This is a genomic window from Planomonospora sp. ID82291 (assembly GCF_015711645.1).
Taxonomy (GTDB): Bacteria; Actinomycetota; Actinomycetes; order Streptosporangiales; family Streptosporangiaceae; genus Planomonospora.
The window spans coordinates 1-12,310 of record NZ_JABTEX010000006.1; the positions used below are offsets into that span (position 1 = coordinate 1).

At 69.8% G+C, this 12,310-nt stretch carries 7 protein-coding genes; all 7 read right to left on the bottom strand.

The window, feature by feature from the left end; all coding sequences use genetic code 11:
• Positions 1 to 65: 65 nt before the first annotated feature.
• A complete protein-coding gene (locus tag HS045_RS29300; RefSeq protein ID WP_196454840.1) occupies positions 66 to 674 on the bottom strand; it encodes a hypothetical protein in 609 nt (202 codons plus the stop codon).
• 73 nt (positions 675 to 747) lie between these two features.
• Positions 748 to 2,760 (bottom strand): fibronectin type III domain-containing protein, encoded by a 2,013-nt coding sequence (locus tag HS045_RS29305; RefSeq protein WP_196454841.1) that lies wholly within the window; start codon positions 2,758 to 2,760, stop codon positions 748 to 750.
• 55 nt (positions 2,761 to 2,815) lie between these two features.
• Positions 2,816 to 3,277 carry a hypothetical protein gene (locus HS045_RS29310; RefSeq protein ID WP_196454842.1) on the bottom strand — a complete coding sequence of 154 codons (462 nt, stop codon included), beginning with the start codon at positions 3,275 to 3,277 and terminating at the stop codon, positions 2,816 to 2,818.
• Positions 3,278 to 3,285: 8 nt separating this feature from the next.
• Positions 3,286 to 3,984, bottom strand: a complete 699-nt coding sequence (locus HS045_RS29315) for a hypothetical protein (protein WP_196454843.1) — start codon at positions 3,982 to 3,984, stop codon at positions 3,286 to 3,288.
• 140 nt (positions 3,985 to 4,124) lie between these two features.
• Positions 4,125 to 4,607 (bottom strand): hypothetical protein, encoded by a 483-nt coding sequence (locus HS045_RS29320; protein ID WP_196454844.1) that lies wholly within the window; start codon positions 4,605 to 4,607, stop codon positions 4,125 to 4,127.
• Positions 4,608 to 4,716: 109 nt separating this feature from the next.
• Positions 4,717 to 7,515: a fibronectin type III domain-containing protein gene (locus HS045_RS29325; protein ID WP_196454845.1), complete on the bottom strand. Its 2,799-nt coding sequence runs from the start codon at positions 7,513 to 7,515 to the stop codon at positions 4,717 to 4,719.
• 16 nt (positions 7,516 to 7,531) lie between these two features.
• Positions 7,532 to 12,244: a hypothetical protein gene (locus HS045_RS29330; protein ID WP_196454846.1), complete on the bottom strand. Its 4,713-nt coding sequence runs from the start codon at positions 12,242 to 12,244 to the stop codon at positions 7,532 to 7,534.
• Between the last annotated feature and the right edge of the window lie 66 nt (positions 12,245 to 12,310).

A 12,310-nucleotide genomic window follows, 5' to 3' on the forward strand; every position in this document is an offset into this window, starting at 1 on the left:
CCACCCGCCGAGTTCGAAGCTCTCCACGCGACAACCACTGCACCACAAGCACCCCTGAAAACCAGCTAACCCACTCTCCACGAAACCCGGGGCTTGACAAAACACGGGCGGCTGGTCACGCTGTCCCAGTCGGGCCGCACCCACCAGTCGAACCCGGTGGGTGCCCCCGTCACCTCCACCACCTGGTCCAGCAGCGGCGACAGGTCCTCGGTGCGGTAGATGCGCGTCGCCGTCGTCGTCCCCCCGGTTCCTTGAAACGACTTCAGCCACCGCTTGTCGGCCGCTGACGCCGTATGTTCCAGCAGCCACTTCACCTCCGCCCACCCGGTGGCGGTCCGCTGCCCGGTGAACGCCACATACCGGGCGGCGTAGATGCCGACGACCTCCTCAGCGGTGATCGACAGCACGCCCGTTGAGGAGTCGTAATCGTGTGGGTCGACGACCCTTCCGCCCCACACGAAGCGGCCATCGCGAAAGACGCACAGCATCGTCCGCTCCGGGATCGTCGCCGCCTCCACACGGCCCACCGAGTACCGCTCGTCGTACAGCGGGACTGCCGCCGTCAGCTGGCCACCGCCCGACAACGTGATCGACATCGACACCTCTTGCAGCGGCAGAGCGTCGATGGGCATGTGGTCCCACCAGTCATAAAAGACGTACTCCCAGTCCGCCACCGGCCCCCCCGAAGATCCGGTGGTGGAGGGTGCCGAAAACGCGCCTTAGTGTCGCTTCACGACATCGCCCGGTTCAGTTCCAGGCGTCCTGCGTCTCCACCAGCAGCCGCGGCCGGCCGACTTCGCCGACGACGGCCGCCCCTTCGAACTGGAGGGTGTTGAGGCCGGGCTGCAGGGTGAACCAGCCCGGCGGGTGCCGCAGCAGCGCCCGTCCCGGCCGCGGCTCCGGCCATATCTCCACCGGCACGTGAGCCGTCACCGATCTCGTCCCCAGGTCGATCTCGACGCTGTAGTCGGGGTTGGCCGGAATCGAACCGCCCGACACCGCCTGCAGCAGCCCACCGGACTCCACATGCCGCACCTGCCAGTCCCGGATCGGCCCGTACAGGCGCAGCGTCGCCGGAATGTACGGGTAGTCGCCTTCCAGCAGGATCGACACCTCCGCGACACCCGGCAGCGTGTCGATCATCGCGTCGGCGCGCGTGGGGGTCAGCGCGTACCGGCGCGGGTCCGCAGCACGCAGCCGGATCGTCCACGCGAACGCGTGCGGACCGGTGTCGGTGATCTCCACCTGTTCCAGCAGCCGCACCCGGGCACGCCGGCGAAGGTGATTTTCCACCACGCGCAACAGGCCCACCTGGGTGGGCGGCAGCGCGCTCAGCAGCCGCTGCTTGGCCTGGAGCATCGCCACCCGTGACGGCGCCACCGCCGTGCCGGACAGCGTCACCAGCCGGGAGGAGAACAACCCCGGGCCTGCGATGCCGCCGGAGCGGCCTCCGGCCTCACGGGAAGCGGCCCGCACCTGCGGTGAGCTCGACCAGCCCTCCTCGGTCTCGACCGCCCACTCCACACCCCACACGTCGCGGACATTGGCCGACCAGGCGCCCAGGCGGTACACCGGCGTCGCGATCGGCGTGTACGACGGCGGAAGCGTCGCCACCGGCACTTCTCCGATCGGGCTCTCCTGGCCGAGGTTGTCGATCGCCGAGACGCCCACGGTGTAGTCGGTGTCACCCACCAGGTCAGTGATCGTGTACGCGGCGCTATTCCACCCTGGGCCCTCCCCGCCAGGGGTGAGCACCCGCATGTCGCGGGCCGCGCCCACGATGGTGCCGTCCAGCCAGATGTTGTACCGCGTCACCTCGACGTCTTCCCGAGGCCGCTCCCACGTCAGCAGCAGCGACTCCTCAAACGCCTCCACCGTCACCTCGGGGGCGTCCGGTGCCTGGTCACCCAGGGTTTCGACGTCTACGCCGACCTTCGCAGAGCAGCGTCCCAGGGTGTCCTTGGCGTCCACCTCCACGCGGTATGCCGAGCTCAGCTCCAGCTCGTCCACCAGATGTGACAGGCCGAGCACGTCATCGGCCACCTGGACGCCATCGAGGTAGACGCCATACCCGGCGATTCCCGCGGCTGAGATCGCCGGGCTCCAGCCGACCGTCACCGACAACGACCACAGCTCGATGACGTGCAGATCCGCCGGCGGGGACGGCAGCGTCGTCGTCAGGACGATCGCGGCCGACGACCGGTTGCCGGTCAGGTCCACTGCGTCCACGCCGAAGCTGTAGGTCACCCCCGGCTCCAGGCCGGCCAGCCACGCGGTCAGCGCGGGCTCATCGCCGCCAATCTTGCTGCCGTCGCGGTACACGCCGTACCCGGCCACGGCCACGCCGTCGGCGGCGGCATCCCACACCAGTTCCACCGCCGTCTCGGTGACGGCGCCGACGCGCAGGTTCAGCGGCGCCGTCGGCGGCGTCGTGTCCGTCGTGGCGGCCCCCAGCACCGCATACCCCGACCGGTTGCCGATGTCGTTGACCGCATCCACCCAGATGGTGTGCAGCGTCCCATCGGTCAGGCCGGTGAAGACATGCGACAGCGCCGCGACGTCGTCACCGACCTTCTCCGCGTCCAGATAGACGCCGTACCCGACAACCGGGCCGACGCCGCCTTCGGGCGCGTCCCACGCCACAGCGATCGACGTCGAAGACGTCGCGCTCACCCGCAGCTCTCTCGGCGGGTCCGGCCGGCCGACCGGCGCCGTCACGATGATGCGCGGCGCCGGGGTACCGCGCCCCAGACGAGCCATCCCGGCCCCTTTCTGTCGTTACTGCTGCCTGCTGCCGTTCATCTGCCTGGGGTGCTCACCACACCGCCGCCCGCACCACGGCAGCGGGCCCCGCGATCGCGCGCTGCGGCCCGTCGGGCACGATGAAGGTGACGTCGTCGATGAACGCCGCATCCAGTCCAGGGCTGCTGGAGCTGTCCTTGCTGTAGTTGAAAGTGATCGTGCTGCCGGGGCTCACCGGAAACAGCGCGGACTGGGTCCAGGAGACTTCTCCGGAGACGGCGATCTTTTCCGCGCCGTCGATGTAGACCCGCAGGAAGTCGTAGTTCTGCTCCGACGACACCGAGTACATGAACTGCAGACCGGTCGCGCCTGCTGGCGCGGTCGCCGTCGTGGACACCGTGTTGGAGTCCCCGATGTCGGAGTTGGAGAAGGCGTACGACCCCCGGTAGACGCGAGCCGTTGAGCGAACCCACGTTCCCGAGCTGAACCCGAACAGCAGGGTGCTGTCCTCGAAGTCCTCGACGATGGCTGCCACCGCTGCTCCTACCAGGTCGCGGCGCGGTGCGCAGCCAACGGGTTCATGCGCGGCACCGCCGGCTGCCCTTCCGGCGCGGCCCGGATCTCCACCGCGGCCGCCGCCCACCGGGTGCTTCCGGAAGGGCCGCCGGTCCGGATGTCGAACGACACCGGTGTGCCGGCGGCCGCAGTCGCGCTCGCCTTCCGTATCGCCAGCCCCGACAGATAGAGGGAGGAGCTGACGTTGAACGTCTCGTAGACGTCATTCGAGGTCGGGGTCGCCGTCTGGTAGTCGTCGCAGGCCGCGCAGATGCCCCACGAGCCCGCCTCCGTCGAGGTGTAGGCGGAAAACGACCAGTTCTCCACGCCGCTGCTCTGCGTGCTGCCGGTGGCGCCGACCGGGGAGCCCATCTGCACCCCGGTCAGCACGAAGATCTTCAATGCCAGCGACGCCGTCTGATCCAAGGCGCCGGTGACGGACATCAGCTGCGATCCTGCCGCCGGCGCGGTGTAGATCGCCGCGCACCCGTTGGTGTGGACCGCTAGTTTCCGCTGCGTCCACGTCAGCGTCTGCCCGTTGCCGGTGAGCGCCATCGTCGTGTCGTTCTTCGACAGGGCGCACGCCACCAGCAGCGAACCCGCAGGCGGAGTGAACGCCGCCGTGGTCACCGACGGGCCGCTGCCCGACACGATGGTCGGAGAGGAGGAATGCACTGCGATCGGCATTTGGCCCCGTCACCCCGCCACGCCGTACCGACGCGCTGATGCGAGGCGCGGGCACTCTCGCACCGCGCCGCTGGACCCGCCCGGGTAGCGCACAGCCCACCCAGTCGCCTCGTACCGCCTCAAGGCGGCCACCAGGGTCATCAGCAGCGCTCGAGCCAGAACCCGGCGCGCACCCCTACCGCGATAGGTGAGTTGACCAGCAGGGAGAACCCGTTGCCGGGCGCACAGTCCGGGGTGTCACCCAACGGGATGTCGTACATGACGAGCCCGCCGTTGGGCGTCAGCAGCCACGAGTCGATCAACGTCATCCCGGTGGGCTCGGCCGTCCACGTGTGCGCCGCCAGGAACCCGGGCGCGATGGTGCGGCCGTACACCTGCTGCGGCGTCACCGGAGTCGCCGGAGCCGTTCCCGTCTCAGGCGGCGGGTTGGTCGTGTACGGCCCCACCATCAAGCCGACCAGCGCAGGCGCCCCCGACGTGCCGCCGAACCCGATCCGGATCTTCTTCAAGTCCAAACCGAACCCGAGCGCCGCCGGAACGAACGCGCCCAAGATCGTTTTAGTGCCGTTCGCGGTCAGCGACACCGTGGACGGCGTCAACGCCGTGTATCCCGCCTTGGCCATGCTGTGAGCCCCCCGGCCTCGATTGCCCATGTGCGAGGCGAAGGATGCCGACAAAAGCCGCTAACGTCGCAGCGTCTACAGCAGGCGGCGCAACCGGGGGCGGCGCGGTTCAGATCCACGCATCTGCGGTTTCGATCGCCAGCGTGACCGGCGCCGGGTCCGTCGAGTGCGGCAGCCCGGTCAGCCGGATGGTGTTGGGCCCCGGCTGCAACTGAAACCACGTCGACGACGCGACCAGCGATCGGGCCCCGGCCACGGTCTGCTGCCCCGCCGGCAGTTGCGGGTTGTGCACGATCACGTCCCGCCCGAGCAGGTCGACCATCACATGCTGCCCAGCCGACAGCTCCACGTTGTCGTTGAACGCGACCTCCACGCCCGACTCCACATGCAGCAGCTTCGGCGCCCGGATCTGGTTGCGGATCGTGGCGACCACGGGGATGCCTTCCGGCCAGTCGCCGTCCACCGTCACGCTCACCTCGACCGCATTCGGTGCCTCCCCGGACTCCTCGCTCGTGATCGGCGGGCCGTAGCGGCGCGGGTCAGCGGCCGTCAGCACCATCGACCAGCGGAACGCATGCGTCCCGATGTCGGCGACCTCCACCTGATCGGACAGCCGCACCTGGGCGCGGCGCGTCAGCACCTGCTCGATCACGCGCAGCTCGGCCGACTGGCGCGGGTGCAGCAACCCGGCCAGGCGCTGCTTGGCCGCCAGCATCGACTCGTGGCTGCGCGCCACAGCGACGCCCGTCAACGTGATGACCCGCGGCCCGTACAGACCCGACCCGGCGAACCCGCCGTCATCGCCGTCGTTGTCACCACCGACCGGCCGCACCGGCGGCGACGACGACCAGCCGTCCTCGTCTTCCACCGTCCACGTCACGCCGTCCTCATCGACGACGTTGCCCACCCAGGAGCCCAGCAGGTACACCGGCGAAGCGACCGGCATGTACGGCGGCGGGTCGGTGAGCGCGTCGATCTCCACCAGTTGCGAGGTGTTGCCCGAGCGGTCCACCGCGCGCACCGCCACCAGGTACGTCGTGTCGGCCGCCAGGTCACCGATGACGAAGGTCGTCTGCGCGGTGTGGCCGCGCCGCACCCCGTTGACGAGCACGTCGTAGCCGATCACCTGGTCGTTGTCGGTGGACTCCTCCCACGAGATCGTGACGCTGGAGTGGGTGGACTCGGTCTGGGCGACGAAAGCGGGCTCGGTCGGCGGGACCGTCTCCCGCTCGGCCAGCACACTGAGCTCCGCCTTGGGCGAGCGGTTACCGGCCGCGTCGTAGGCGTCCACCGCGAAGGTGTAGGTGGTGCCCTCGGCCAGACCGTTGAAGCGGTAGTACAGGCCGGGGATGTCGGCCTGCTTGACGTCGTCGAGCCACACGCCGTACCCGGCGACGTCGATGTTGTCGCTGCTGGCGTCCCACGCGAGCGCGATCGACACCCCGGACACGCTGACGGTTCGCAGGTCGCCTGGCGCAGTCGGCGGCGCGGTGTCGGGGGAGGCCTCGACGGACCGCTGCGCCTTGATCGACCGGTTGCCGTGCAGATCGACGGCATCGACCGCCACCGTGTACGTCGCCCCCGCGGTCAGGCCGGTGAACGACTTGGTCAGCGCGTCGATGTCGCCGCCGTGCTTGGTGCCGTTCAAATAGGTGCCGTACCCGGCGACGGCGTTGTCGTCGCTGGCGGGCTGCCAGGCGATGGCGAAGCTGCCCGCACCCGTGGAGGTGATCTTCAGGCCGGGTGGTGACGTCGGCGCCGCGATGTCCGGCACCACGGTGAACGTCAGCGTCGCCTTCGTCGACCGGTTGCCCGAGGCGTCGGTGGCGTCCACGTCCACCGTGTACTGCCGGCCCAGCGACAGACCCGTCAGTGTCCGCGACCGGGCCGCCTGATCGCTGCCCAGGCGGGCACCGTCCAAGAAGACGCCGTAGCCGGTGACACCACCGGCGTCGCTGGCGGCGTCCCACGCCACTGTCGCCGACGTGGCCGACATCCCCGTCAACCGCAGCCGTCCCGGCTGCGACGGAGGCGTCGCGTCCAGGTGGACGGTCAAGGATGCCCGGGAGGAGCGGTTGCCCTCATAGTCGTAGGCGTCCACCTCGATCGTGTGCGACCGGTTGGGCGCCAGGTCCGTCGCCGTGTAGTACCTGCTCTCGGTGGTCGCGACCCGGCTGCCGTTGACATAGACGCCGTATCCGGCCAGAGATTCGTTATCGCTGGACGCTCCCCAGCTCACCGACACGCTGGTCGCCGTCTTGGAGGTGACGGTCAGGCTGTACGGCGTCGTCGGCGGGGTCGCATCCCGGGAGAAGAACGCCCACGTCGAGGTGTAACCGGCATACGGCGACAGGTTGTAGGCGTCGATGTAGACGCTCTGGTAGCCGTCGACGCCGCGGTGCCCGAAGTCGGAGGAGAAGTGGTAGTCACCGGAGGCGTTGACGTTGGTGGCCCGATGCGAGACGTACAGGCCTTGGAAGTTGGAGGTGTAGAGGACTTCCCCGCCACCGAAGTGGAACCCGCCCACCATGTAGCCGCGGGTAGGGAAGGTCACCATCCGGGAGCCGGAATGGCCGGTGGAGAAGTAGTCGATGATGTTCTCGCAGTCGGTGTGCTCGACCATCCACATGTGGCACACCCGCGACGACGCCGTCAGGTCCAGGTGGAAGCTCGCGATGCCCTGGAACACCACACCGTCGGGGACGAAGACCCCGATGAAGTGGCCATCCTGCTCGGTGTAGGTCAGCGCCCGCCACGAACTATCCCATCCGGCCGCCGTCGGGTAGGCCGACGCGACCACGATCACCCGGTTGTCCATGTCGACCGAGTAGTTCGTCTCGATGTAATGGCGCGTCCTGGCGGTGCTGGAGTTCGCCGGCGCGTACGTGGCCGTCTGGACCACACCCATGAAGATCCCCCTCAAGTCACCGGATGTAGGAGCCGACCTTGCGGGCGGCGATGGTGCCGATTTCCTGCTCTGACTGGCCGCGCTGCGGGTAGACGTTCACGACCACCGGCCGCTCCGAGCCCGTCCGCCCGGTCTCCCGGCCGATCGGCACCGGCCGGGAGGCGCGCCGGGCGGAGGCGTGCAGCGCGCCGGCGCCGCCGACGACGCCTCCGCTGGCGTAGCGGGGTAGCGCGCCGCGGCGGGCCGCGGAGTTGATCGAGTCAACCCAGTCGGCGCCCAGCCAGGCCGTCGCCTGCGGCCGGAGGCGAGCCTCACCGGGCGAAACCGCAGCCAAGGTGCTGGCGGCGGAGCTGATGCCGCCCCGCGCGTGCTTTTGGTTGTTCGGCTTGCGGTTGCTGTCCAGCCAGCCGATCGCGCCATCGATGAGCGACCCCGGGACCTGGCCGATGATCTGCCGGAATCCGTCACCGTTGCCGATGGTGTTGATCGCGAGCTGCTTGAGCGGGCCCAGTACCTTGCGCGCCAGCGCCGCGGCGCCCTTCTTCAGCCAGTCGGTCCAGCTCGAGCCCTCGTCCTCCTGCTTCTTCGGGACCGTGCCACCCGTGGCGTAACGCGGCAGCCGACCGCGCCGCGCCGCCTGGTTCACCCAGTCGATCCAGCCGCGCCCGAGCCAGCGGGCCGCCTCCGGGCGCAGCCAGGCCTCACCGGGGGACACCTCGGCGAGCAGGCTGTCGCGTCCGGGGGAGTAGCCGGGCAGAACACCGTAGGCGCCGCCCGGGACGACGCCACCGCGAGCGAACCCGAGCGTCACCTTCGGCAGCGTGGGAAGGTTCACCTTCGAGGCGAGCCAGTTCCACATGGGCAAAATGCCCCCGTTGTACACGCTGTTGACGACGAAGCGGACGGGCGCCTTGGCGATCTCCTGCAGGCCGTCCCAGATCTTCTTCACTGCCGCGACGCCCTTGGTGAAGCCTTCGGGCAGGGTTTTGCTGATGAAGTCCCAGAAGCTCTGCAGGGGCGGCTTGATGATCTTCTCCCAGACCGCCTTGATGGCCCCGCCGATGCCGTCCCACGCGGGCTTGATCGCGTTCTGCCACAGCCATGACACCGCCGGCCCCAGGGTGTTCTTCATGAATCCCCACAAAGCCGTCAAAGCGGGCTTGATCACGTTCTCCCACGCGGCCTTGATCGCCGTGGAGATGTTCTGCCATGTCGGCTGGATCACGGCCGTCCACAGCGCTTGCACGGTCGGCCACAGGGTGTTCTTGATGTACCCCCACAAGGCCGTCAGGGCGGGCTTGATCACGTTGTTCCAGGCGGCCGAGAACGCCGCGGAAATCGCCTTCCACGCCCCGTCCACGAAGTTCCGGAAGCTCTCGATGTTGTTGTAGGCGTAGACGACCCCCGCGACCAAGGCCGCGATCGCCAAAACGATCAAGGAGATGGGGTTGGCGTTCAGGGCGGCGTTCAGCAGCCACTGCACGCCCGTCCAGGCCATCGTTGCCGCCTTGATCACGCCCGTGGCGGCCGACATGGCGATCTGCTTGGTCGCCGCGAGCCCGGCCTGCAGCGCCACCCGGCCGTACGACAGCGCCAGCGTCCCAATCTGGGTCGCGCCGCTGACGGCGGCGCTGCCGACCGTCTTCAGCACGCCGCTCACCTTGGAGATACCGGTGGTCAGCGCGGTCCCGCCGGCCTTGGCCAGGGCCGCGGTGTACTGGCCGAGCGCGGCCACGCCGCTCTTGGCCGCCCCCGCGACCTTGCTGATCACACCGCTGGCTCCGTCGGCGATCTTCCCGACCGCGCCACCCTTGCCGGACGCGGCCGGCCTGCGGTGCTTGCCGCCCTCGCTGGCCGGACTCGTCCTGCGGTGCTTACCGCGGGCGTTGTCGCGGCCGCCGGAGTCGGGCGCGTCGAGGTCGCCGTCGCCCCCGCCGGACGTGCGGCCCTTCTTCCTGCTGGTCTTCTTGTCGCTGCTGCGGCCCTCACGCGAGCCGGACCCGCCGTCGCAGCAACCGCACCCGCCGCCGTGGCCGCTCTGCCCGCCGCCGGGAGAGCGGCGCTTGTCCGGTGCGGAACCCGAGTCGTCGTCCCCGCCGCCCTTGCCGGGGGAGAACACCTTCGACAACTGGGTGATCTTCCCGATGGCCTTGCCGGTCGCCAGCAGCGGCTTGAGCAGAAGCCCGACGCCGGCCTTCAGGAACGCGAACTTCGACGCCAGGGTGGCGACCGCCAGGGTCAGGCCGCCGATGAGCAGCGTCCACTTCAACACCTCGCCGATGACCGGGGAGGCGGCCCACTCGCCGAGCGTGGTGACGATGGCCTGCAGGACATCGACGAACCAGCTCAGGGCGCCGCTGTTGACGACGTTCTCGGTGAGGTTGCCGAAGAACTTCACCACGCCGACCAGCAGGGTGCCGACCTGGCGCAGCAGCGGCACCAGGTTGTCGAAGAACGCCGTCAGACGGGCCTGGGTCTCGGGCTGGTCGACCCAGGTGTGGAAGTTCTTGGCCGCGACCGCCAGGTCCTCCAGCAGGGTGCCGCCGGACGGGGCCGCGAGCTTGAGGATGCCGAACAGGCCGCCTCCGACGTCCTTGACGATGCGCCACAGCTTCGACGCCGCCTGCCAGGCGCCGTCGAAGAAGCGATACAGGCCGCTGTTCTTGCCGCCGGCGGCCGCACCGGACGCCCAGTCCTCGAACGCCTGCGCGAAGTCCGCGATCTTGTCCGACAGGCGGACGACGAACGGCGTCCCCGCCTTGACGATCTTGACGAAGCCGCCCAGGACCGACACCGCCGCCCGGCCGAACGCGCCGGTCGCCTTCGCGTTGCCGTCCATGATCTCGGTGAGGTCGAGCTTGAACGCGGGGTCGGACACCAGGGCGGCGAAGTCCTCACGGAAGACCTTGCCGATCGCCGCACCGGTCTTGCCCATCCCCTTCTCGACGGTCTTGGCCAGGCCGAGCGCGGCTCGCAGACCGGCCTGGATGCCGGGCAGCATCTCCCGCTGCACCGCGTCGCGGATCGCCTCACCAGCCGGTTTGAGCTGGGTATGGACGAACAGGGCGAAGTCGCGGCCTTCCTTGGTCAGCTTCGCCATCGCCTGCCCGGCCGCCGACGTTGCCCCACTTTGCTGCTTTGCTGCCTCTTTGGCCGCTTTCTGTGCCTTGATCAGCTCGGCCTGGGCGTCGGCCAGTCGTTCGGCGGCGTTGCGTGCCTCCCGGCGTGCTTCGATGACGCCGCGCTCGGCGTCGCGTACGGCGTCGCGGGCGGCCTTCTCCGACTTGGCCGCCGCGACGGCCGCCTTGGCCGCCTCCTCGCGCGCCTCCCCGAGCGCGTACTCGGCGTCGCGGACGGCCTGCTGGCTGTCCTTGATCCGTTCCAGGGCGGCCTGTACTTCGTCGCTGCCCTCGACGCCCTTGGCGTCGGCTTCGGCTTTCTCGGACGCCAGATCGCCGTTGCGCTCCTTGACCTCAGCCAGCCGTTGCAGCGCCTGCCGGTAGGCGAGGTCGGCTTCCTGCTTGTCGAGGTCGCTGTTGAAGTCGCCCTCGGCCATGACCCGGTCGAGCCGCTCTTTGGCGCGCTTGACGGCGATCTCGGCGCCCTCTTCGTCGAGTGCCGCTCCCTTGGCCGCCAGCGCCAGGTCTTCCAATCGCTCCTGGGCGGAGCGCCGCGCGTCGCTCAGCGCTTCAACAGCCCGCTGGCTGGAGCGGTGCGCCTCGGCCAGGCGGCGCTCGGCCAGCTCCACCGACCGGGCCGCATCCCGCTGCCGTTCGGCTGCCTCTTCGGCGATTTCTGCCACGCGGCGGCGCGCCTCGCTGAGCTGCTCAGATGCCTGCTTGATGCGGTCCTGGGAGGCGGCCTCGGCTTCGGTGGCGTCGCGCACCGCCCGGCGCGCGTTCTTGATCCTTTCGGCGGCCGCTTCCTGCGCGGCGGCATACGCCTGCGCGGAGGCGCCGCCGGCCGACTGCGCCGCTCCCAGCGCGGTCACGGCCTGCCCGATGCCGGAGAACCCGAGCAGCATCGCGCCCAAGCCCTGGCCGGCGGCGGCCGCCGCCGCCGGCAGGACGCCGAGCAGCCCGATCGCCTGCGCGGCTCCGGCCGCGAGCGCGACCAGGCCGCCGCCGGCCGCGCCCGCAGCCGCCGCCAGCAGCCCGAGCCCAGCGCCCTTGGCGGCAATCCCGGACAACGACGTCAGGATCGACAGCGCGGCCTTGGCGCCGCTGGTGTCGGCCTTGACCGTCACCGGAATGGGGTTGCGGCGGGCGTTCTCGCGCAGGCTCTCGATCTCGGTATGCAGGGCGGTGATCTGCGCACGCGCCTGCTCGAGCTGCGCTTCCACCTCGACGGTGACCCGCGCCTGCGCCTGCCGGGCCGCGGCTTCCACCTCGGCGCGCATCCGGGACGCATCCACATTCGGTGTCACACCGAGCCGGATGTCCCGCCCCGACGCATCCCGCAGCGTTCGCTCCAAGTCGGCGCGGAGCGTCGCCGAGTCCAGCGTCGCCTTCATGCGGATCTCTGACAGGCGACCGGCGGTCTGCTGAGCGGCGTCGATCTCCGCCAGCAGCCGCTTGGCGTCGAGCTCGGCCTCGACGCGGGCCCGTACCTTCGACAGCCGCTCGTCGATCGCCTTTTGCAGCTTGGCCGGCTTGATCGCGGACGGGTCGGCGACGACGTCCATGTTGATGACGCCGCCGTCGATCCCCCCGGCCCCGTTCACATCCACCGCGAAACCCCCGCCCCCCGACAAGCCGGGGCGACAGTGGCCTAAATCGCGGCTTATGTCCTGGCG

What these genes read in the sequence shown, in the direction of transcription:
- HS045_RS29305 (WP_196454841.1), bottom strand. Translation starts at nt 2,760, where the DNA reads ATGGCTCGTCTGGGGCGCGGTACCCCGGCGCCGCGCATCATCGTGACG.
- HS045_RS29325 (WP_196454845.1), bottom strand. Translation starts at nt 7,515, where the DNA reads ATGGGTGTGGTCCAGACGGCCACGTACGCGCCGGCGAACTCCAGCACC.
- HS045_RS29315 (WP_196454843.1), bottom strand. Translation starts at nt 3,984, where the DNA reads ATGCCGATCGCAGTGCATTCCTCCTCTCCGACCATCGTGTCGGGCAGC.
- HS045_RS29320 (WP_196454844.1), bottom strand. Translation starts at nt 4,607, where the DNA reads ATGGCCAAGGCGGGATACACGGCGTTGACGCCGTCCACGGTGTCGCTG.